We start from the raw sequence: 22,344 nt of genomic DNA, 5'->3' as shown, positions 1-22,344 counted from the left end.
TGTTAAATGAAAGTCCGATGGAAGGGACTTTCATTTCAAATTCGATGCATTACGTTGAAAATATCCTCATGCTGGCAATGGATCACTACGCCGATCTCATCCCCGAGAGCAGCCAGTTCTTTGGAAAGAGTTGCAATTTCCTTGTCTGAAGCGCTGGTATCTGCGACCATCATCATGTTAAAATATCCCTGTACAATCGTCTGGGAGATATCCAGAATGTTAACCTGATTCTGGGCAAGATAAGTACATACCTTTGCAATAATACCAACGGTGTCATTTCCTACTACTGTGATAATTGTTTTTTTCATGATACTCCTCCTGTATTTGGGTCTGCTGCCCATTTTGACTGTCCCAGGGAAAATACAGCTTTAAGTTTTCCCTGAACTGTATATAAAAACTGAACCTGTATTTCAAATATAGTTTTGTTTCTTTACTGTAAATTATCTCTTCTACAATACAACCACATCTGAAATACTGTCCCGTTTCGCAACCTGAATCTGAAAATCTTTTGATCTATATGGATTATCTCCAAGGGTTACCTCTGAGCACACGGTCTCATAGGCAAGAGCCTCATAGTTGTTTTCTTTGCTTAAATGTCCAAGAAAAACAGCTTTCATGTCATCATGCAAAAGCCTGCAAAGCAGCTTTCCTGCATTTTCATTGGAAAGATGTCCCCTGTCGCCTAAGATACGCTGTTTCAGATAATAGGGATAACTTCCCACCTGAAGCATACGGATATCATGATTTGCCTCCAGCAAAAGAGCATCCAGATTTTGTAAATTATCTACTATGTAATCGTTATATTTCCCAAGATCTGTGGCGATTCCAACTGCCTTATCTTCACACTCAACCCGGTATCCTACCGGCTGTGCCGCGTCATGTGGAATGGAAAAAGGATGAATGGTCAGATCCCTGATATGAAAATCCTGATCCTCCACAATCTCATGAAAAGTGTCTTCCGGAAGATTCTTCATATTCTTCATTCTGCTGATCGCATCTGCAGTTCCACCTGTAGTATAAACCGGAATGTGGTATCTGCGTGCCATCACCCCCAGACCGCTGATATGATCAGAATGCTCATGCGTGACCAGAATCGCATCAATGTCCTTGCCAGTAAGCTCCAGCTGGTTCAGTCCCTGCTCGATCCTTTTGCCGCTTATTCCTGTATCTACAAGAACATGGGTCTCTTCTGATCCCACATAAATACAGTTTCCGCTGCTTCCACTGGCAATGCTACAAAGTCTCATTTCTTCTTACTCCTTCATCTATCTGCTTCCAGGTTTTTTCCACATTTCCGTTATTTTCTACAACGAAATCTGTATGGGCTCGAAAATAATCTTCGCTGGCCTGATTTCCGATAATTCCAAGAGATTTCTCCCTGGTATAGCCTCGGTTTTTCATCAGGCGCTGAATGCGGATTTCCTCATCTGTATGAATATACCATACTTCATCACAAAACTCCTGGTAATGTTCTTCCAGAAAAAGTGCGGCTTCCACAACGCATAGCTTCCGTCCCTCCTTCTTCTGTTCCTCCAGGCTTTTCAGGATATATCTTTTTACAGCCGGATGAATTATCCCATTTAGACGGCTCAAAAAATCCGGTTGCTCAAATACTACATCGGAAACCCTCTTCCGGTCAATAGTTTTATCGTTTTTTATCACATCTTTCCCAAACAGATCGATCACTGGCTGATAACATTCCTGTCCCGGAGCCATCACAATATGTCCCACTTCGTCAGCCTGTATAACAAAAGCATTATATTTTTCCTCAAGATAAGCAAGCACCGTGCTTTTTCCGGCACCAACTCCTCCTGTAATACCAATTGTCTTCATTTTTCCTATTCCTTACTGCTTCGATTTCACCTGGTAATTATGAGGTACAAACTATTTTCTTCCTCAATCTTATTCCAGACATAGTTCTGCTTCTACTTTGCCTCGTACCAGTTATTCCCCTGATGCATATCTACTTCCAGCTCCACTGCCAGATTGGCTGCCCCCTTCATTTCCTCTTCCAGAATTCTTGATACTTGAGGGATTTCATCTTTCCAGGTCTCGATCAGCAATTCATCGTGGACCTGAAGCACCAGTCTGGATCTCAGTTTCTCATCCAAAAGACGTTTATACACACGATTCATGGCAATTTTGATTATATCTGCAGCAGTTCCCTGAATTGGCGAGTTCATGGCAACACGCTCGCCAAAGGATCTCTGCATAAAATTGCTGGATTTCAGTTCCGGAACCGGCCTTTTTCTGCCAAACATAGTGGAAACATAGCCTTTTTCTTTTCCCTGCTCCACAAGTCCATCCAGAAATCCCTTTATGCTTGGATAGGTCTCAAAATATTTCTGGATATAAGCAGCAGCCTCTTTTCTTGTAATGCTAAGATCCTGGCTAAGACCAAAAGAGCTGATACCATATACAATACCAAAATTCACCGCCTTGGCATTTCGTCTTTGCAGAGGAGTGACCTCCTCAAGCGGAATATGAAAGACCTGAGACGCTGTCAGTCGGTGAATATCTTCCGCCTCCCTGTAAGCCTTGATCAGCTTCTCATCCCCGGACATGTGAGCAAGAACACGCAGCTCAATCTGTGAGTAATCAGCATCCAGGAATACAAATCCAGCTTCCGGTACAAACACTTTGCGGATCAGTCTTCCAAGTTCCATGCGGACCGGAATATTCTGAAGGTTTGGCTCTGTACTGCTGATTCTGCCAGTGGCAGTTATGGTCTGGTTAAAAGTGGAATGGATCCTTCCATCCTTCTCGATCACGGCTCCAAGGCCGTCTGCATAAGTGGATTTCAACTTTGTAAGCTGACGATATTCCAAAATATCATTTACGATTGGATTCTCTGATGCCAGTTTCTCTAATATATCTGCGGATGTAGAGTAGCCGGTCTTCGTTTTCTTTCCTCCTGGAATCGCCATTTTTTCAAAAAGGATCACACCCAGCTGTTTCGGAGAATTGATATTAAATTCTTCTCCTGCCTGCTGCCAGATCAGCTTTTCCAGTTCATGAATGCGGACAGTCAGCTTTTCACCATAATTTTTCAATTCTTCTCCTTTTACTTCGATTCCCCATTTTTCCATGGAATCTAACGTAAATACAAGAGGAAGTTCAATCTCTGTATATACCTTCCACATACCTGTTTCCTGAAGCTTCGCTTTCAGGGGGGCTCTGGTGGCAAATGCGGTATACGCCATATAGCATGCCAGATGTTCCAGTTCCGGCATATCCTCCTCCCAGGCCTTTTTCAGGGATATTTTTCCCAGAAGCTCTTCTTTTCCCGGAAGAAGCTTCCCATCCAGATAATCTTTTGCAAGCTCTTTATAAGTGTAAGTACTTTTCAAAGGATTCAGAAGATAAGCTGCAATGCCACAGTCAAATACGTTTGCATCGGGTGTTAGATCAGCACGCTTGAGCATGGTTTTTACGTCCATGGAGCAAACTGTGGTATGCTTCCCCAGCCTCCCGATTTTATCACTTAAATAAGCTGCTGTTACCATTCCCTCCACAGGAACGTAATACATTTCATCTTCCCCTAATGCCAGACCAGCTCCATAGACGCCTTCTTTATCCCAGAGAAGCGCTATTCCCACAGCTTCTGCCTGTCCCGCTTTTTCAAAAAGTGCCTCACAGCCCTCCAGATCATTGCAGGTGAAAAAATCCTGTTCCATTGTATTTTCATTCACTTCAGCCGGATCAAATTTCAGCAGAAAATTTCGGAAATCCAGTTTTCTGCACAGCTCGTAGGATTCCTTTGTAAAAACATTTCCTAACTGGAATTTCTCCTGTTCAAATTCTATTGGGCTGTTTGTACAAATGGTTGCAAGCTCCTTACTCAGCTGGGCCATCTGGTAATTTTCCCTCAAAGATTCTCTGGCCCGCTTTTGTGAAATCTCTTCCACATGGGAAAAAGCATTTTCTATGGAGCCATATTCTACAAGCAGCCTGATAGCTGTCTTCTCTCCGACACCTGGAATTCCAGGAATATTGTCGGCAGGATCACCCATAAGAGCCTTCAATTCTATGATCTGGGCAGGGGAAACCAGATAACGTTCCTGCACCTGGTCTTCCTTATAGTCTTCTATAACAGTCTGCCCTTTTGCAGTCCTGGGCAGACGGATCATAGTTTTTTTAGTCGCCAGCTGTAAAAGATCACGGTCACCGGAAAGAATGATTACATCCAGACCTTTTTCTTCACCCTTTTTCGCCAGCGTACCAAGAATATCGTCTGCTTCGAAACCAGCAAGGGAAACTGTGGCGATTCCCATCTTTTCAAGCATCTCTTTCAAAAGCGGCATCTGTTCCTTTAGTTCCTGCGGCATGGACTTACGTGTACCTTTGTATTCCGGATATTTCGCATGGCGAAAAGTCGGCTCACTTCTGTCAAATGCCACTGCCAGATATTCCGGTTTCTCTTCTCCCAGCACTTTAAACAGGATATTTAAAAAGCCATAGACAGCACCTGTATGCAAACCTTCTGAATTAGTCAGATCCGGAAGTCCGTAAAATGCCCTGTTTAAAATACTGTGACCATCTATCAGTAAAATTTTCTCACACATATAAGCCTCCTGTACCGTGTTTCCTATAATACCTGCATAATAATATAAATCAAAAATCCACCCAGTCCGGCAATCAACGCGCAGAATCCCATTCCACTCAGCGCGCGGCGGAATCTCATCTTCAGTATATAATGCTTGGATTTACGAATATCTTCTTCCAGAAGCTCCCGAAGATCCAATGTGGAATCTCTGCTCTCCTCATCCAGCTGCTGCATGGCAGCATGAACAATAAAATAAGTTTCCAGTTCGTCGTAACAGGACGGACAATTCTCCACATGTTCCAGAAAATCCTCCAGTTCATCTACAGATAAATCATGCTCAATGTATCGGTTTACCATACTCTCTGCTGTCTGACAATTCATGGAAACACACCTCCCTTTTGCAGCCCATATTTGTTATTATATCCGAATCTCCCTCAAAACACAAGAGACAGCAGATGTTTGATCGGATACGGTTACTCTTTAAACAGACAATGTAAATAACAAAAATCTGCTTAAGAGGTATCCGATCATTTTCTGCTGTCCCTTATTTTATATATCCGGCAATGCGGTTCTCTTTATTGCCGCAAAATCCAGTCAAATAATACAAAAATGCTTTTTTACTCTGCACTGGCCGTAAGAGACTTCGGCGGATCATTTAAAATCTTCATAAATTCCTCGCCTGTGATTGTTTCATGCTCATACAGATATTTTGCCAGTTCATGAAGCTTCTCAATATTATCCTCAAGAATCTTATAGGCCTTCTCATGCTGTCTTCGTACCAGCTCTACTACCTTTTTGTCCAGAAGTGTCTGTGTTTCAAAGGAGCAGCTAAGACTTGAATCACCACCCAGATACTGATTGCTCATACTTTCCATCGCAACCATATCGAACTCATCGCTCATGCCATAGCGTGAAATCATGCCTCGGGCAATCTTGGTAGCCTGCTCGATATCATTCGACGCGCCAGTTGTAATACTGTGGAAAATCAGTTCTTCAGCAGCACGTCCACCAGTAAATGTAGCAATTTTATTCTCCAATTCTTCCTTTGACATCAGGAAGTGCTCCTGCTCATCCACCTGCATGGTGTATCCAAGAGCGCCTGAGGTACGGGGAATAATGGTAATCTTGTGAACCGGAGCAGAATCCGTCTGTTTCGCCGCCACAAGTGCATGTCCCACCTCATGATAGGATACGATCAACTTCTCCTTATTGGAAAGCACCCGGTTTTTCTTCTGATAACCAGCGATAACTACCTCAATACTCTCCTCAAAGTCAGCCTGGGTAGCAAACTTCCTGCCGTCACGGACAGCACGAAGAGCTGCCTCGTTTACAACATTGGCAAGCTCTGCACCGGAAGCGCCGGCTGCTGCCTTGGCAATTTCATCGAAACGGACACTGTCTGCGATTTTGATCTTTCTGGCATGGACTTTCAGGATTTCCTCACGTCCTTTCAGATCCGGAAGTTCTACCGGAATACGTCTGTCAAAACGACCTGGACGCAGAAGGGCCGGATCCAGGGAATCCGGACGGTTGGTAGCAGCCAGGATCACAACTCCCTTGGAGCCGTCAAATCCATCCATCTCTGTAAGCAGCTGGTTTAATGTCTGCTCACGTTCATCGTTTCCACCTGTGAAACTTCCGCTGTCACGTTTCTTACCAATGGTATCAATCTCATCAATAAATACAATACAAGGTGCCTTCTCATTTGCCTGCTTAAACAGATCACGAACCTTGGCAGCACCCATGCCCACAAACATTTCCACAAATTCTGAACCGGAAATAGAGAAAAACGGTACTTCTGCTTCTCCTGCAACTGCCTTGGCAAGTAGTGTCTTACCTGTACCCGGAGGGCCTACAAGAAGGGCGCCTTTGGGCATGGATGCTCCAATCTCCGTGTATTTCTGCGGATTGTGAAGATAATCTACAATTTCTGTAAGAAGCTCTTTCGCCTCGTCCTCACCTGCCACATCTGTAAATTTAATTCCTGTAGAAGACTTCACATATACTTTGGCATTGCTTTTTCCAAAGGACATTGCTCCGCCAGGGCCACCTCCCATAGAGCTCATCATCTTCTTACTCAGCCATCTTCCAAGGAAAACAAAGATTACGATTGGGATCACATATCCGATCACCAGACTGAGTAAGATGGACTGCTTCTGAGGCTCCACTGCTTCCATACTGGTTCCGGCTTCATAAAGGCGGCTTACAAGATCCGGATCATCCATGCGTACAGTCTTGCACACCACGTCCTCGCCGTTCTTTCTCACTATATAATAGATATAATCGTCCTGCACCTCTGCCTTGGATACATTTCCACGCTCTACATTGCTGAGGAATGTACTGTAGTCGGTTTTCTCTACAGAGTGTTCCTGCATGGCTGGAATGGCAAATATGTTCAGGAAAAGGATCACCACAACCGCTATCAGTACAAAAATGTACAATGGCCGGTTTTCTGGTTTTTTATGGTCAATATTCATTGGCATTTCCTCCATTTTCTGTCAACTGTTAAATACTTTAGCATTTCCATGTAGGAATATCAATATTCTGCCTCAAAAATTTATAAACTTTTCATAATTTCATCTTTACTTTATTTTTGTAATGTGCTATTATATCAATTGTTCAACCGCCGGCATGTCGGAATGGCAGACGAGGCAGACTCAAAATCTGTTGTAGGCAACTACGTGTGGGTTCAAGTCCCACTGCCGGCATTTTTAATACTTCATAAGTTATATAAATCCCGTCAAGTCCTTGATTTTGCGGGATTTTTTGTTGCTCAGAATTTCAAAAAATGTCAAGGGTTGTCAAAAATCTGCCCCGCATTTACCTCGCGGGTTCATACTTTTGATCATCTATCCCAAACTGTTCCAAAGAAATTTTTTCTATATAGCAAAAGAGGATCCGCCAGCATCTCAGCGGTTCCTCTTTTCATTTACACAGTCTGCAAGCCAAACGCATCAAACTGTTTTTATTTTACTCATAAGTAATTACGCCCGGTCTTCATCCTCCAGCATTTTCTCAAAAATCGGGAAGCAGTCGAAAGTTGCAAAGTAATCTCTTGGAGTCTCGGCGCGACGGATCATATCGAAGCTTCCATCTTCGTGAAGAAGGATCTCCGCAGATTTCAATTTGCCATTGTAATTATATCCCATGGAAAAACCATGCGCGCCAGTATCATGAATCACCAGATAATCTCCCATATCAATCTTCGGAAGATAACGATCAATTGCAAACTTATCATTATTCTCGCAAAGAGATCCTGTGATATCATACAGGTGATCGCAAACCTGATCCTCTTTTCCAAGAACAGTAATATGATGATAAGCACCGTACATAGCTGGCCTCATAAGGTTTACTGCGCAGGAATCCACACCGATATACTCTTTGTGAGTGTGCTTCTCATGAATCGCTTTTGTTACCAGGCAGCCATAAGGTCCCATCATGAATCGTCCAAGTTCTGTATAAATAGCTACATCCCCCATTCCTTCCGGAACCAGAACCTCTTCATATACCTTGCGCACACCCTCTCCAATAGCACGAATATCGTTTGGAGTCTGCTCCGGGCGATAAGGAATACCAATACCACCGGAAAGATTGATAAATTTAATATGCGCGCCAGTCTCCTTCTGAAGCTTCACAGCAAGCTCAAACATAACCTTTGCAAGCATCGGATAATAATCATTGGTCACGGTATTGCTGGCAAGAAATGCATGGATTCCAAATTCTTTAGCACCTTTGCCCTTCAGAATGCGGAATGCATCAAAAATCTGCTCCGTAGTCATGCCATATTTTGCATCCCCGGGATTATCCATAATATCGTTGCTGATTTTGAACACTCCGCCAGGATTATAACGGCAGCTGATGATCTCCGGAATCTTTCCAACAGCTTTCTCTACACTCTCAATATGAGTGATGTCATCAAGATTGATAATTCCACCGATCTCATCTGCATATTTAAACTCTTTATCCGGAGTGTCGTTGGAGGAAAACATAATGTCTCCCTTCTTACATCCGATAGCTTTGGAAAGCATCAGTTCTGTCATGGATGAGCAGTCACATCCGCAGCCATATTCCTGCAGAATCTTGATCAGGAATGGGTTCGGGGTTGCCTTTACTGCAAAAAACTCCTTAAAGCCTTTGTTCCATGCAAAAGCTTCCTTCAAAGCCTGTGCATTCTCCCGGATTCCTTTCTCATCATAAAGATGAAATGGGGTAGGATATTTTCCGGCAATTTCCTGTACCTTCTCCAGTGTTACAAAAGGTGTCTTTTTCATAATAGTTTCTCCTCGTTTGTAAAATACAGCACTCGCTGCTCTTAAAAAGTAATTTTTCTGTTGTCACAAGTCAGAGCCTGTGACAGCTTTATTTGGCTTCAATCACATGCAGCATATTTGTTACAGCACCTTCCCGGGTCATATTGGTAGCAGGATCTCCAACCGTAAATACGATCAGGTCTCCTTTCTTTGCAAGCCGCTTTCTGCGGACAACGCTCATGGCCTGGGAAATAATATGCTCTGTGGAATCCTTCTCGTATCCTTTCAACGGTGTAACGCCCCATACAAGCTGAAGTCTATGCAGAATCGTATCATTGGGAGTAACAGCATAAATAGGAGCTTCCGGCCGGAAATTGGAAATCAGTCTGGCTGTTCTTCCTCCAAAGGTAGGAGTCACAATGGCCTTAGCCTTCAGATCTCTTGCAGTCTGCACTGCTGCCAGTCCCACAGCACTGGACACTCTGCTCTCACCACACATATTGCGGTTATGGGTATAATCTTCATAATGCAGGTGAGGCTCTGTGGTCTGTGCAATCTCCACCATCATCTTCAGAGCTTCCAGCGGATATTTACCAGCTGCAGTCTCACCGGAAAGCATAATAGCATCTGTACCGTCGTAAATAGCATTGGCAACGTCTGCCACCTCTGCTCTTGTAGGACGTGGATTGCGAATCATGGAATCCAGCATCTGGGTAGCAGTAATAACCGGAACATAGTTCTCATTGCACTTGCGGATGATCATTTTCTGGATATAAGGAACCTCACTCGGAGGAATCTCCACACCAAGATCACCTCTGGCAACCATAATACCATCTGCAGCCTTGATGATCTCATCAATATTTTCAACGCCTTCGGCATTCTCGATTTTGGCAATGATTCCAATATCATGTCCGCCATTTTCATCCAAAAGCTGACGGATTTCTTTAATCGCTTTTGCATCACGGACAAAAGAAGCTGCAATATAGTCAAACTCCTGTGTAATTCCAAACAGAATATCATCTTTATCCTGCTCTGTAATTCCCGGAAGCTTCACTTTCACATAAGGAACATTGATTCCTTTGCGCTCTCCAAGCTCGCCGCCGTTTAAGACACGGCAGACAATATCCCCATTCTTAATATTCTCAATCTCCAGTTCGATCAGACCATCATCAATCAGGATTTTACCGCCTTTTTTCACATCTTTGTAAAGATTTTCATATGTGATGGCGACTCTGGTCTCATCTCCCTCTATATCACCGGTAGTAAGTGTAAATTCGCTTCCAGCCTCCAATGTAATCTTCTTATGATCCTTAAGAAGCTTGGTACGGATCTCCGGTCCCTTTGTATCAAGAAGCAGGGCAACCGGAATATTCAGTTCTTCCCGTAGGTTTTTGACCATGTCTACTCTTCCCCTGTGTTCTTCATGAGAACCATGGGAAAAATTAAAACGTGCAATATCCATTCCGGCACGCATCATAGCTCTTAAAGTATTTTTCTTACTGGATGCTGGTCCCATAGTACAGATAATTTTTGTTCTCTTCATAAGCAGTCTTTCCCTCTGTCTTTTCAGTCATTTGCTGGCTGCTGCCCACATCGTTCACAGCAGCCATGCGATGTTACCGGTTAACAATTACATTAATTTCATTTCACATGTGTATGTGTAAAAAGATGATCCTGGCAATACTCATAATTTCCATTGCATCTGGAACAAAAACGAAATTCCAGATTAGGATCATCAAGCTCAGTACGTCCGCAAATCGCGCATTTGTGCTTGGTCACACTGCCGCTGCCTGATTTCATACGTCCCTGGGGTTCCATTGCTCTGCGGAATTCATTTCTTCTGTGGATCTCCTTCGGGTTATACCGGCTGAAATCCTTTGTTCCAAAGTAAAAAATAATGAAATTCAACAGTGAAGCCACAATCGGGATCACCAGATACCATGCACCTGCCATAACATACTGAATCATTTCATATACAACAATCACCACATAAAAAATTGCCATCCACTTCATCTTCACCGGAATGATAAACATAAGCAGAACCTGCATATCCGGATAACACATTGCATATGCAAGGAATGTGGACAGACTGATATAATAAGTAGAAAATACGTTTCCTACCAGAACATTTCCTCCGAGAAGGAAATACAGAATAAACGCTCCCAAAATTGTAAATATCACGCCCGAAAGAATATACAACGTATATTTAAAAGTTCCAATCGTCCGCTCCAGAGAAGTTCCAATTGGATAATAAAAGAACAGAACTGCAATTGCAAACCATAATACTCCGGAAGTGCTCGGTGGATACAGTACCCAGGTTACCAGTCTCCATACCTGTCCCCGCAGAATATACGCTGGTTCCAGGCTCAGCCAGTTCAGTATGCCTGGATTCACGATCATCAGTGCATAACCGATCACATAGCATACAATCATGTAAATTGTGAGATTGGGAATACCAAATCTTCCAAATTTTCGTTCCAGCTTATCAATAAATTTCATGTAATCCTCCTACTCAGAAAAATTTCTTCTTGGACAGAATCACAGCTGCCACAATACTCACCAGTATGGACAGCAATATCACCACTAAAAATCCCCATTTGTCAGCAGAAAACGGCATTCCCGAAGGGCTCAGGTTCATTCCATATGCACTGAACACAATAGTGGGAATACTCATTACAATCGTGATAACGGACAAAACCTTCATAACCACATTCAGGTTATTGGAAATAACCGAGGCAAAAGTACCCATCATGCTGCTTAAGATACCGCTGTATATATTGGCCATCTCGATTGCCTGTTTATTCTCAATGATAACATCTTCCAGAAGATCCGTATCCTCCGGGTACTGCTTAATGCTCTCTACCTTCAGAAGCTTCTCCAGTACTACCTCGTTCGACCGAAGAGATGTAGTAAAATAAACCAGGGATTTCTCCAGTTCCAACAGTTCCATCAGTTCCTGATTACGGGTGGACATGTGGAGCTTCTCCTCCACCTGTTCACTTTTCTTATCTATAATACGCAGATAATGCAGGTACATAGTGGCATTGCGGTACAGGATCTGCAAAATGAATCTGGTTTTCATATAGGTAAAAAAGTTACGTACCCTTCCCTCCATAAATCTGGTGAGTACCTGAGTATCTTCCAGACATACCGTAAAGATCATCTTCTTGGTAACGATAATACCAAGGGGAATAGTGCCATACCAGTCTTTGTCATTGCGTTCCTCGATCATAGGAACATCTACAAGGATCAGAGTGTAATTATCTTCTACCTCGATACGGGAACGTTCCTCCTCATCCAGAGGTGCCCGAAGATCATCTACTTCTATCCCGAACCTTTCGGACATTTCAAAGATCTCAGTGGCAGTGGGATTGGTCATCGCAATCCAGCAATCCTCCTGTGGTTCCTGGATCTGATGGATCGCACCCTCTATCGTCTTAAAAATCCTTACCACAAACTGCACTCCTTCCATCTCTTGTTTCTCAAAAAATACATTTTCCATTATAATTTGTACAGGAAATTTTGTCAATTCTAATAGATTCGGTTTACAAATTTTTTGCATTTCGCTATAATGTCTTTAAAGACACATTTATACTTTAATTCGATACAGTTAAGCTGCTAAAAAACATATTGAGCACCATGATCAGCAGCAGAAAGGATTTATGCCTATGAGTCAGTCAACATTTGGAAAAAAATTCACGGTTACTACCTGGGGAGAATCCCATGGAAAAGCGCTTGGAGCTGTAGTGGATGGTGTTCCCGCAGGTCTTTTCCTTACAGAAACAGATATACAGGCTTATCTTGACCGGAGAAAACCCGGACAAAGCCGCTATACTACTGCCCGTAATGAAGGTGACGAAGTAGAAATCCTCTCCGGAGTGTTTGAAGGACAGACCACCGGAACCCCGATCTCCATGATCGTACGCAATAAAGATCAGCGTTCCCATGATTATGGAAATATTGCAAATACATACCGGCCGGGACATGCTGATTTTGGCTTTGACAGCAAATATGGTATCCGGGACTACAGAGGCGGCGGACGTTCCTCCGGACGTGAAACCATCGGCAGAGTTGCTGCAGGTGCTATTGCAGCAAAAATCTTGAAGGAGCTTGGCATCACTCTGCAGGCTTATACCAGCTCCATCGGACCTGTTTCCTGTCAGACCTACCACCCAGAGGTAATCAAAGAAAACTCCTTCTATATGCCGGATATGGTTGCTGCCAAAAATGCAATCAAATATCTAGAGAGCTGTATGCGAAAGAATGACAGTGCAGGTGGTGTCATTGAGTGTCGTATAAACGGTGTTCCTGCCGGAATCGGAGATCCTGTTTTCGGTAAGCTTGATGCAGCCTTTGCTCAGGCACTGATGTCTATTGGAGCCGTAAAGGCAGTAGAGATTGGTGACGGTGCCAAGGTTTCCACTATGAGGGGTTCCGAGAATAACGATGGCTTCCATATGGAAAACGGCAGAATCGTAAAAAACACCAATCATTCCGGTGGAATTTTAGGCGGGATCAGCGACGGCAGTGAAATCCTTCTCCGCGCCCACGTTAAGCCAACTCCATCTATCGCACAGCCACAGCAGACAGTTACTACAACCGGAGAAGATATCTCTATTGAGATCAAAGGCCGCCATGATCCGGTAATCGTCCCCCGTGCCGTTGTAGTAGTAGAATCCATGGCCGCCATCACACTGGTAGATGCTATGTTTTCTAATATGAGCGCACGGATGGATTATGTGAAGGATTTTTATCTGTAGATTACGAAAAAAACGTCGTTAAAAATTTTTCCAGCAAGTAATAACAGTCTCCAATGCCATTATCAAAGGTAATTTGGAATTTCATAATGAGGAGGACCAATATGCAAATTGCAGTTTATGGAAAGGGAGGGATTGGGAAATCCACAATAAGTGCGAATCTGACCGCAGCCTTAGCAGTCTGCAACAGTAAAGTACTTCAAATAGGATGTGATCCCAAGCACGACTCAACCCGTCTTCTACACCATGGGCAAAAAATCACAACTATCCTCGATTATCTTCTAAACACTCCTGAAGATGAACAAAACCTGGCAGATGTATTAATACCAGGTTTTCTTGACACTGGTTGCATAGAAGCAGGCGGTCCCAGACCAGGAATGGGCTGTGCAGGCCGGGGAATTCTGACTGCATTTGATTTTTTAAACAAATACCACGCCATAGAAAAATATGACCAGGTCATATATGATGTATTAGGAGATGTTGTCTGTGGCGGTTTTGCGGTTCCTGTCCGCAAACAATATGCCGATGCAGTAGTTCTTGTAACAAGTGGGGAATCTATGTCTATTTATGCTGCAAATAACATTCTGTGCGGAATAAAGAATCTTAATCCCCAGGGCAGACAGATTGCCGGGATCATCTATAACAGCCGCGGAGTCGGTGATGATCGCAAATATGTAGAAGACTTTACCAATGCTGTCAATCTTCCAATTCTTGCAGAAATTCCCAGAAGTAATCTTTTTACCCAGGCAGAAAAAGAAGCAATGACTCTGGTTGAAAAATCCCCCAAAAGTGCCGAAGCTAATATTTTTCTGGAGCTTGCACAAAAATTACAAACGCAGCCTGTTCTTTATGCCGCTGCCCCTTTATCTGAAGAGCAGATGGAGCTTTTTATGCGTGGGGAAAGACTATCCCACACTACCACTACAATTTCCAAACATACATCTGCTCCCGTGATTCCTGCTGTTCCCGCACAACCTTCTGCCACGAAAAAGAGAGCTTTATCTGATCCTTTTAGCAGAGTTCCGCTATATGGCTGTGCTTATCGTGGTGCTATCGATCTGGCGGTTCATATCAAAGATGCCGCAATTCTCGGACATGCTCCCAAAAGCTGCACCTGGTATGCCATTAACGGTTTTACCAGCTACGGACGAAGAGGATTGTATGAACGCGGAATCCTTTACCCGGCCTTTGTTCCAAGACAGTTTGAGAATACTGATATCACCATAAACGAAGCCGTATACGGTGGTGTAGAACAGACACGGCGTAAAGCTTTTCAAATGGTGAAACGCGGAATCCGCAATATTATCACTGTCACTTCCTGTATTCCAGGCATGAGTGGCGATGACCTGGTTCCACTTCAAAAAGAATTAAAAAGTCTTGGTGTCGATATGTATATTATTCATACTGACGGAATCGAAGCCGGTGACTATAACGAAGGAATGGCACTTTGCTACAAAACGCTTGCTCTTCAAGCTGTTGATCCGAACGTAAAGCCAGAACCTGATTGCATCAATCTTGTCTATGAACATACAATTTCTTCTCAGACAGATTGTACTTTTATGAATCTGCAGGAAATATTTAAAAGAATAGGAATCCGAATCAACTGTCGCTTTATCTGCGCAGAATCAATGGAGAACATCCATAATTTTTTAAAAGCGCCTTATTCGATCATGGCACGCTATGATAAACTAGGACATGAACTGCAAAAAATATTTGAAGAAAAATATGGTTGCCGTTTTCTTTGCAACGAGCTTCCCAGGGGATTTTCCCAAACAGCCTCCTGGCTTCGCAAAATAGGAAAACTTTATGGAAAAGAAAAAGAAACAGAACAGGTAATTTTAGAAAACCGCATTCAATACACCCAAACTATTAACAACCTCAAGCTTTTGTATAAAGGGAAAAAAGTAATTTTATTCTTAAAGAACAATAGCATTGATTGGATTCTTGAATTGGCTCATGATCTGGATTTGGATGTATTGGATTCTATCCTTATCGGAAGTAAAGAAGACAGCGTTGCAGATTGGAAGCATCAATTCTCAGCGGACTGGGAAAATGCACAAAATACATTATTTACTTCTATTGCAAAACAAAAGCCAGATCTTATTATCCTGAATGATTTTATGGGACAGGCTTTCATACCTGATGAAATCTGCACCGTAAATCTTGCACGGGATATCAGCACAGGTTTCTTTACTGGAACAGATTGTGCTGCAAAATGGATCCGTTTATTTGAAAACACTTTGGAAGGACGATGGAAAAATGACAAATCATTATTTGAGAAACGCTGTCCCTGATCACATTGCGGGTGTTATCTCTGCATGCGAAGGGATCCAAAACAACCTGGTTCTCCTAAATGGTCCTATTGGCTGTAAAACCTACTATACCTTTAGTGGTGTTGATTCTTTGATTCGAAGATCCAATCTATGGACTCTTGGTGATGAGCTTCGACTGGAAGATGCTATGGATGACCGGTTGCTTCGCAGCCAGTTTTGCATCGGCAGTCCTCGCATACCAGCTACCAATCTCCGCTATTCTGATTATATTTTCGGGACCGCCGAACAACTTCATCGCGCATTAAACGATCTGTTTTCAGAAAGAAGTTATGACTTATTCACAGTAATCCAGACTCCCGGTACTTCTCTCCTCGGCGAAGCACTGGAGCCGGAACTGGATGCCATCAGCAAAGAATTTGGAATTCCACACCTTTTTATCGAATCCCCTGGCTTATCAGAAAATTCTATGATCGGATACGACGAAGCAACCGTTCGCCTGATGGAATTGTTATGTGATAAACCTTGCACCAATAAAAAAGCCTCCAAAATTCCATCTATTAACCTTTTTGGTTTTGATGCACATGAGAAATTCCCGGAAGGCGGTTTAAAGGAAATCACCAAATTACTGAAGCTTTGCGGAATCTCTGTTCATGTAGCAGCTGGTATGAATTGTCCCATAACTGATTTTCGTACAATTGCTCAGGCAGACGCCAATATTATACTCTGCCCGGAGCGTTGTAAAAAAACAGCCGAATATCTCCGCAGCCATTTTCCCATACCAGTTTACGAGACCGGAGGAATGCCAATCGGTTTTGACCTCACCGAAGAATTTGTCCGGGGGATTTCCTCTTTGCTCGGAACAAATTGTGAACCTGCATTAGATTATATTGAAGAAAGCCGTTCGCGCGCTTTCTATTTCATTGCACATAATATGGGAAATAAAGGCTTCCCAAAGGATCTTCGCTATGCCGCGGAAGGCGAACCATCCGTTCTAAGAGGATATGTGGATTATCTTTCCGGTTATTTAGGCATTAAGCCCAAAGTCATCCATCCACTTTATTTACAATGCCACACGGAAAATCTGATTCAGGAAAAGCTTCATGAGCTTCATTGTGAAGACGCACTGGAACAGGATATTGCCTCTGTAAATAATGTTATCCTTCTTGCTGGTGCAAACACAATCGTAGAATTGAACACTTACAGCGACAACATTTTTGGCATTGAAACTGCCAATCCAGGTTCCGGATATATCCATGTCATTCCCAAAACTTACGTTGGATGTACAGGTGCTCTATATCTTCTGGAACAAATCTTAAATGGTACAAAACTGCTTCGAGCATGGAATTAACTTTATTCCACCTCAAAAAAGCTGCCTGGCATCTACCAGACAGCTTTTGCTGCTCAGAGCAGTATTTTATTTCATAAATTGAAAACAGGCAACCTTATGTCCTGGCTCAATCTCCTGCAAAAGAGGCAGTTCTTCTTTACATTTCTCCCTGCACCAGTTGCAGCGCCCGGCAAAAGCACAGCCCTTTTGCACTTCAAGAGGACTTGGAGGCTCTCCCTTTGCAGCTGCAATTTTCTCATTCTGATCGCAATATACATCAAAAACAGAACCAAGCAGCATTTTCGTATATGGATGTACTGCTTTTGCAGCAAGCGTCTCACTCTCCAGAATTTCCACAATTCTTCCCAGATACATAACTGCGATTCTCTGACTTACACTCCTTACCAGTGCCAGGTCATGCCCAATAAACAGACAGCTGATCTGCTTTTCTTCCACCAGCTTTACCAGCAGCTTCGCAATCTGGTTCTGTATGGAAACATCCAGTGCACCTGTCGCTTCATCACAGATCAGTAGTTTAGGCTGAATAGAAATGGCCCTGGCAATAGCCACACGCTGCAGCTGACCACCCGAAAGCTCATGTGGATAACGATTCACAAAATCTTCCGGAAGACCTATTTCCAGAAGCAGTTTGCGCGCTTCCTTAAGACCATTTTCTTTACTGATCCCATCAAAGTTTCTCCTGGATTCCATAAGATAAGTGCCAACTTTCATTCTTGGACTGAATGAACTTAAAGGATCCTGGAAAACCATCTGAATGTTTCGGCGGAAACGTCTTTTTTCACTGCCCTTCAGGTTCATGTAAGCTTCCCCTTCCAGCAGTACTTCTCCACCCGAAACAGGTATGATACCGGCAATCATTCTCGCCACTGTACTTTTCCCGCATCCACTTTCACCCACAATCCCCAGGCATTCACCTTTTTTGAGGGAAAAACTAACATCACTTACTGCATATAATTTTTCTTTTTTCACTGGAAATGTCTTATTCAGATTTTTAACTTCCAGGAGAATCGTATCATTTTGCAAATCGTTTTCCCTCCAGCCTTGGCACTGCCGCCAGAAGTTTTTTGGTGTATTCATGCTTCGGATGAAAGATCACATCATCTCTTTTTCCAAATTCCACCAGCTCACCCTTGCACATCACACCGATCTTATCTGAAATGTAAGAAGCAACTCCCATGTTATGTGTCACAAGAATAATTGCAGTTTCATACTGCTCCCGAAGCTTCTTCATTTCTCGTACCACTTCTGCCTGAATTGTCACATCCAATGCAGAAGTAGGCTCATCTGCAAGAAGAAGTCTTGGTCTTGCAGTCATTGACATTGCAATTCCAACACGCTGTTTCATCCCGCCGGAAAGCTCAAAAGGATAAGATACCATTACACGTTCCGGATCTGTCAGATGCATTTTTGCCAGCATTTCTTTTTCTAGTGACCGACAGTCAGCCTTTGCCATTTTCCTGTGCGCCAGAATAGATTCCCGATATTGAGACTCTACAATCCGTATGGGATCCAATGATGCTCCAACATCCTGAAAGATCATTGCAATTTCCGTTCCCCGGAGCTTTTGTAAAGACGTCTCATCTAATTCCAAAATATTTTTTCCCTGAAATAAGATTTTCCCCTCTGTCACTGTCCCGCCAGGAGGTAAAATTCCGAGAATAGCACGAATTAAAGTTGTTTTTCCACTTCCACTTTCACCTACGATACTGACGATTTCCTGCTCTCCTACAGAAAGAGAAACATGCTCTACTGCCGCTTCCTGCTCCTGATAGCGAATCGTACAGTTCTCAATATTCAGAATATCCATAATTATTCAGCTAATGTCCACTTGTTTGTTACAAGATAATAGTCAATTGGGAATACTGTTACATTCTCAAGTTTACTGTTTACAAGAGTCACGTTATCATTTGCATACATCCAGATTGCCGGGGCATCATCTGCCAGGATCTGCTGGGCTTCTACAAATGCGCTTACACGGTCCTCCTGAGTAAATGCAGCATCCAGTTTATCCAGAACAGACTGGAATTCATCACTGTGATATCCGCTGTAATTGTCACTTCCTCCATCAGACCAGCGGTTCATAAGATATTTCTGACCATCACCAGCATTTACAGTCTGCCAGTTTGGAGATACCAGCATATCGAAATCACCAGAAGCACGTTTGTCACTTACATTCTCCAGCATTTCAATCTGTACATCAACTCCGATCTGCTTCCACATATCCTGTAAAGTCTCACTTACTGCTGTTGAAGAACCATTGGCAATAGAAATTGTAAGGGACAGATTCTCTCCATCCTTATCCACAATTCCATCTCCGTCAGAATCGCTGTAGCCTGCTGCCTCAAGGCATTCTTTTGCCTTATCCAGATCATAAACCTGTCCGTTTACATCTTCAGAATCGTATCCTACAGATGGCGGGAATGCTGTGCTGATTGGAGAAGAATAACCATTTCCTGCTACCTGTGCTACAACATCACGATCTACTGCATAGGACAGTGCAAGACGAAGGTTCTTATCAGAAAGGGGATTTCCCTCGCGGCAGTTTAATTCGAAATCATTCTCTCTTGTTCCGGTTACTTTTACAATGTTGATATCGTCATTATTTTCCACACGATTAAGAGCTGTTGCATCCGGTCCCTGTGCAAGGTCAATATCTCCGGAAAGCATTGCATCTACCTTTGTATCACTTCCGATATTCTTTACAGTAATGCTCTTGATTTCCGGTGCTCCATCCCAGTAGTTCTCATTTGCCACAAGCTCAATCTTCTCTTCAGATACATACTCAGACACTGCATAAGGTCCTGTACAGATTGGCATAGTATCATAATTGCTTGTATCAGCTGTGGTGTCTACAATAACTGTCATCGGCTCTGTAAGCTGTGAAACAAAAGCACTGTATGCACCATCTGTAGTAAATACTACATTCTCTCCATCTACTTCGATGTTTGCAATTTTAAGATCTCCTCCACGAGAGTTATTATCAATAGATCTCTGGATAGAATCCTTTACGATCTCTGGTGTCAGCTCGGTACCATTGCTGAATTTTACTCCCTGGCGGATATGAAAACGATAAGTTGTATCATCAACCTGCTCCCACTCATCAGCTAACTGTCCTACAATTTCCATATTTTCATTTACAGTCACAAGAGTTTCTCCTACACCACAGCGTGTAAGATTCCATCCGCACCAGTCTGTTGCAGGATCCATGCCTTCGATGTAGGTGAAAAGTGCCAGATTAATGTGACTGTCATTTTCGGCTGCAAATGTAGTAACACCGCTTCCTATTACGCTGCATGCCATAATTCCTGCAAACAATAAAGATACTAACCGTTTTCTCATTTTTTATTTCTCCTCCTGTTGTTAAACTATAATCTATGTTCAACTCTTTATTTTAAAGAGTAAACATTCTTAATTTTTTCTTTTCGGATTCATCAGATCCTGAATACTGTCTCCAAGTAAATTAAATATGATTACATTTATTAAAATAACAATACCAGGTGCCATAAGCATCCAGGGTGCCGAATACATATAGTCTTTTCCCTCAGACAGCATATATCCCCACTCCGGTGTAGGTGGCTGGGAACCAAGCCCCAGCAGGGAAAGACCTGCAATGGTCAAAAGTTTACTTCCAATATCCTGCGTAATATTTACTAACAGCGAAGGCATGACATTTGGAATAATATAACCTGTCATAATCCGGAAATTATTAGCGCCTCCCAGTCTTGCCTGCTCTATATATGTATTATTTTTTATGGAAAGCACTAATGACCGGCTAATTCTAGCATAATAAGTCCATCCTGTTATGGTCATTGCCAAAATCAGATTTGGAAGTCCTGTACCAAGAAAGCTTACAAGTGCAATTGTAAAAATGGAACCAGGAAAGGCCATCAGCATGTCAGATAAACGCATTAAAACAGCATCAAAAGCGCCTCCCCAGAAGCCTGCTATTGTCCCGATAAGAATTCCTACAACGGAAATGATCGCTGTCACAACAAATGCGATCAAAAGTGATGTTTTTCCTCCGTAAAGAATTCTCGAAAATATATCCCTTCCCATCTGATCAGTTCCCATGAGATACTGTTTGCATGGCGCTTTCAGAAGGTCTGTATAGTGTGTTTCCAACGGATCATAAGGTGCAAATTTTCCCGCGAACAATGCAAATAATAAGAAAAGCACTGCAAATGCCATTATAATCACAAAACGAATCCATAATTTTTTCTTACTCTTCATGTTGCAGGGCTCCTCTTCTAATTCTTGGATCAAGCCACTGGTAAGATATATCTACCAAAAGATTCACCAGTACATAAATACATCCCATCCACATAACATATCCCTGGATCAGCTGGTAATCTCTGCCGGAAATCGCAGCCACTGCTGCGCTGCCGATTCCATTCCAGCTAAAGACCGTTTCAACGATCATTGTTCCACCAAGTAATCCTCCAAATGACATGCCGAGCATTGTCACTACAGTAAGCAGGGAATTTGGCAGCACATGAAAGAAAATTGTACGAAACCTTCCAATTCCCCTTGCTTGACAGCCATTTATATATTCCTCATTCATCTGCTCGACCATTACCGCCCTGATCCGTCTTATGTAGTACGCACTCATGCTTAACGAAAGTGTTACAGACGGCATGATCAGACTTTTAAAAGAATCTGATCCCCCCACAGGCAGCCAGTGCATCTTAACTGCAAAAAAATAGATCATCATCATACCAACCCAGAAGCTAGGCAGTGAAATTCCAATAAAAGACATAAACCGAATAATATAATCAGCCTTTTTATCCTTATATACTGCTGATAAAATTCCTAACGGAAAAGAAATTAATATCATCAGAATAAACGATGCAACTGCCAGTTTAACCGTATTGGGGAGTTTTCTTCCTAATACTTGGGAAACGGGCTGTGCATATTTTACCGACATTCCGAAATCGCCATGTAACGCACCCTTCAGCCAGTTCACATACTGCTCTCCAAAAGATTTGTCTAATCCGTATTTTTCTTCAATCTTTGCGATTACCTCCCGGTCATGACCTGCACCCATAGATTCTGCCAGCTGTTCAGCTGGATTTGACGGCAAAATATATGTAAGTCCAAAGGTCATCAGAGACAGCCCAAACAAAATAATCACAAGTGAAATCAGTCGTTTTATAATCTCTCTTTTCACTTT

18 protein-coding genes and 1 tRNA gene are annotated in these 22,344 nt (G+C 42.8%); 4 read left to right on the top strand and 15 right to left on the bottom strand.

The window, feature by feature from the left end; genetic code table 11:
- Positions 1-35: 35 nt before the first annotated feature.
- The 6 genes from PGQ38_RS09435 to ftsH all read right to left on the bottom strand — a co-directional run bounded on the left by PGQ38_RS09435 (position 36) and on the right by ftsH (position 7,023).
- Complete coding sequence (locus PGQ38_RS09435; RefSeq protein ID WP_021925040.1) at positions 36-308, bottom strand: ACT domain-containing protein; 273 nt, start codon at positions 306-308, stop codon at positions 36-38.
- A 141-nt stretch (positions 309-449) separates the two neighbouring features.
- Positions 450-1,247, bottom strand: a complete 798-nt coding sequence (locus PGQ38_RS09430) for an MBL fold metallo-hydrolase (RefSeq protein WP_195590683.1) — start codon at positions 1,245-1,247, stop codon at positions 450-452.
- Complete coding sequence (gene coaE / locus PGQ38_RS09425; RefSeq protein ID WP_118580027.1) at positions 1,234-1,833, bottom strand: dephospho-CoA kinase; 600 nt, start codon at positions 1,831-1,833, stop codon at positions 1,234-1,236. The genes PGQ38_RS09430 and coaE overlap by 14 nt, the downstream gene beginning before the upstream one ends.
- 92 nt (positions 1,834-1,925) lie before the next feature.
- Positions 1,926-4,565: a DNA polymerase I gene (gene polA, locus PGQ38_RS09420; protein WP_270431490.1), complete on the bottom strand. Its 2,640-nt coding sequence runs from the start codon at positions 4,563-4,565 to the stop codon at positions 1,926-1,928.
- Positions 4,566-4,588: 23 nt separating this feature from the next.
- Positions 4,589-4,927, bottom strand: a complete 339-nt coding sequence (locus PGQ38_RS09415; RefSeq protein ID WP_226854980.1) for an anti-sigma factor family protein — start codon at positions 4,925-4,927, stop codon at positions 4,589-4,591.
- Positions 4,928-5,163: 236 nt separating this feature from the next.
- On the bottom strand, positions 5,164-7,023 hold the full coding sequence (gene ftsH / locus PGQ38_RS09410) for an ATP-dependent zinc metalloprotease FtsH (protein WP_195699743.1): 1,860 nt from the start codon (positions 7,021-7,023) through the stop codon (positions 5,164-5,166).
- A 148-nt stretch (positions 7,024-7,171) separates the two neighbouring features.
- Between ftsH and PGQ38_RS09405 the strand changes: the two genes are divergently transcribed.
- Positions 7,172-7,254 (top strand) — tRNA-Leu (locus PGQ38_RS09405).
- Between the two features lie 276 nt (positions 7,255-7,530).
- Here PGQ38_RS09405 and PGQ38_RS09400 read toward each other — a convergent pair.
- The 4 genes from PGQ38_RS09400 to PGQ38_RS09385 form a co-directional block, all read right to left on the bottom strand.
- Positions 7,531-8,817 carry a diaminopimelate decarboxylase gene (locus tag PGQ38_RS09400; protein ID WP_270431485.1) on the bottom strand — a complete coding sequence of 429 codons (1,287 nt, stop codon included), beginning with the start codon at positions 8,815-8,817 and terminating at the stop codon, positions 7,531-7,533.
- 88 nt (positions 8,818-8,905) lie between these two features.
- Positions 8,906-10,339: a pyruvate kinase gene (gene pyk / locus PGQ38_RS09395; RefSeq protein ID WP_173715474.1), complete on the bottom strand. Its 1,434-nt coding sequence runs from the start codon at positions 10,337-10,339 to the stop codon at positions 8,906-8,908.
- Between the two features lie 98 nt (positions 10,340-10,437).
- On the bottom strand, positions 10,438-11,295 hold the full coding sequence (locus tag PGQ38_RS09390; protein ID WP_118580009.1) for a rhomboid family intramembrane serine protease: 858 nt from the start codon (positions 11,293-11,295) through the stop codon (positions 10,438-10,440).
- Positions 11,296-11,308: 13 nt separating this feature from the next.
- Positions 11,309-12,250, bottom strand: a complete 942-nt coding sequence (locus tag PGQ38_RS09385; protein ID WP_118580119.1) for a magnesium transporter CorA family protein — start codon at positions 12,248-12,250, stop codon at positions 11,309-11,311.
- 214 nt (positions 12,251-12,464) lie between these two features.
- On the opposite strand from PGQ38_RS09385, the gene aroC reads away from it, so the two are divergent.
- The 3 genes from aroC to PGQ38_RS09370 are packed head-to-tail and all read left to right on the top strand — an operon-like array spanning position 12,465 to position 17,174.
- Positions 12,465-13,556 carry a chorismate synthase gene (gene aroC, locus PGQ38_RS09380; RefSeq protein ID WP_118580116.1) on the top strand — a complete coding sequence of 364 codons (1,092 nt, stop codon included), beginning with the start codon at positions 12,465-12,467 and terminating at the stop codon, positions 13,554-13,556.
- A 53-nt stretch (positions 13,557-13,609) separates the two neighbouring features.
- Positions 13,610-15,847 (top strand): nitrogenase component 1, encoded by a 2,238-nt coding sequence (locus tag PGQ38_RS09375; protein ID WP_270431482.1) that lies wholly within the window; start codon positions 13,610-13,612, stop codon positions 15,845-15,847.
- Positions 15,813-17,174 (top strand): nitrogenase component 1, encoded by a 1,362-nt coding sequence (locus tag PGQ38_RS09370; RefSeq protein WP_173772430.1) that lies wholly within the window; start codon positions 15,813-15,815, stop codon positions 17,172-17,174. Before PGQ38_RS09375 ends, PGQ38_RS09370 begins: the two co-directional genes overlap by 35 nt.
- A gap of 66 nt (positions 17,175-17,240) precedes the next feature.
- On the opposite strand, the gene PGQ38_RS09365 is transcribed toward PGQ38_RS09370, so the two are convergent.
- From PGQ38_RS09365 to nikB, 5 genes are all read right to left on the bottom strand, one after another.
- Positions 17,241-18,197, bottom strand: coding sequence for an ABC transporter ATP-binding protein (locus PGQ38_RS09365; protein ID WP_270431478.1), 957 nt, complete (start codon positions 18,195-18,197; stop codon positions 17,241-17,243).
- The gene (locus PGQ38_RS09360; RefSeq protein WP_118579997.1) at positions 18,187-18,981 is read right to left on the bottom strand and encodes an ABC transporter ATP-binding protein; all 795 of its coding nucleotides are present in this window, start codon (positions 18,979-18,981) and stop codon (positions 18,187-18,189) included. The genes PGQ38_RS09365 and PGQ38_RS09360 overlap by 11 nt, the downstream gene beginning before the upstream one ends.
- Before the next feature lie 2 nt (positions 18,982-18,983).
- Positions 18,984-20,513, bottom strand: coding sequence for an ABC transporter substrate-binding protein (locus PGQ38_RS09355; protein WP_173774240.1), 1,530 nt, complete (start codon positions 20,511-20,513; stop codon positions 18,984-18,986).
- 69 nt (positions 20,514-20,582) lie between these two features.
- The gene (gene nikC, locus PGQ38_RS09350; RefSeq protein WP_118579994.1) at positions 20,583-21,404 is read right to left on the bottom strand and encodes a nickel transporter permease; all 822 of its coding nucleotides are present in this window, start codon (positions 21,402-21,404) and stop codon (positions 20,583-20,585) included.
- Positions 21,394-22,341, bottom strand: a complete 948-nt coding sequence (gene nikB / locus PGQ38_RS09345; protein ID WP_118579991.1) for a nickel ABC transporter permease — start codon at positions 22,339-22,341, stop codon at positions 21,394-21,396. The genes nikC and nikB overlap by 11 nt, the downstream gene beginning before the upstream one ends.
- Between the last annotated feature and the right edge of the window lie 3 nt (positions 22,342-22,344).

This window comes from Blautia faecis (assembly GCF_027662325.1).
Classification (GTDB): domain Bacteria; phylum Bacillota; class Clostridia; order Lachnospirales; family Lachnospiraceae; genus Blautia_A; species Blautia_A faecis.
This window is presented reverse-complemented; position numbering and strand designations above follow the sequence as displayed.

Coding starts and splice junctions, on each gene's coding strand:
- PGQ38_RS09435 (WP_021925040.1), bottom strand. CDS start 308: ATGAAAAAAACAATTATCACAGTAGTAGGAAATGACACCGTTGGTATT.
- PGQ38_RS09375 (WP_270431482.1), top strand. CDS start 13,610: ATGCCATTATCAAAGGTAATTTGGAATTTCATAATGAGGAGGACCAAT.
- aroC (WP_118580116.1), top strand. CDS start 12,465: ATGAGTCAGTCAACATTTGGAAAAAAATTCACGGTTACTACCTGGGGA.
- nikC (WP_118579994.1), bottom strand. CDS start 21,404: ATGAAGAGTAAGAAAAAATTATGGATTCGTTTTGTGATTATAATGGCA.
- polA (WP_270431490.1), bottom strand. CDS start 4,565: ATGTGTGAGAAAATTTTACTGATAGATGGTCACAGTATTTTAAACAGG.
- PGQ38_RS09430 (WP_195590683.1), bottom strand. CDS start 1,247: ATGAGACTTTGTAGCATTGCCAGTGGAAGCAGCGGAAACTGTATTTAT.
- PGQ38_RS09355 (WP_173774240.1), bottom strand. CDS start 20,513: ATGAGAAAACGGTTAGTATCTTTATTGTTTGCAGGAATTATGGCATGC.
- PGQ38_RS09360 (WP_118579997.1), bottom strand. CDS start 18,981: ATGGATATTCTGAATATTGAGAACTGTACGATTCGCTATCAGGAGCAG.
- ftsH (WP_195699743.1), bottom strand. CDS start 7,023: ATGAATATTGACCATAAAAAACCAGAAAACCGGCCATTGTACATTTTT.
- PGQ38_RS09370 (WP_173772430.1), top strand. CDS start 15,813: ATGACAAATCATTATTTGAGAAACGCTGTCCCTGATCACATTGCGGGT.
- pyk (WP_173715474.1), bottom strand. CDS start 10,339: ATGAAGAGAACAAAAATTATCTGTACTATGGGACCAGCATCCAGTAAG.
- PGQ38_RS09400 (WP_270431485.1), bottom strand. CDS start 8,817: ATGAAAAAGACACCTTTTGTAACACTGGAGAAGGTACAGGAAATTGCC.
- PGQ38_RS09415 (WP_226854980.1), bottom strand. CDS start 4,927: ATGAATTGTCAGACAGCAGAGAGTATGGTAAACCGATACATTGAGCAT.
- PGQ38_RS09390 (WP_118580009.1), bottom strand. CDS start 11,295: ATGAAATTTATTGATAAGCTGGAACGAAAATTTGGAAGATTTGGTATT.
- coaE (WP_118580027.1), bottom strand. CDS start 1,833: ATGAAGACAATTGGTATTACAGGAGGAGTTGGTGCCGGAAAAAGCACG.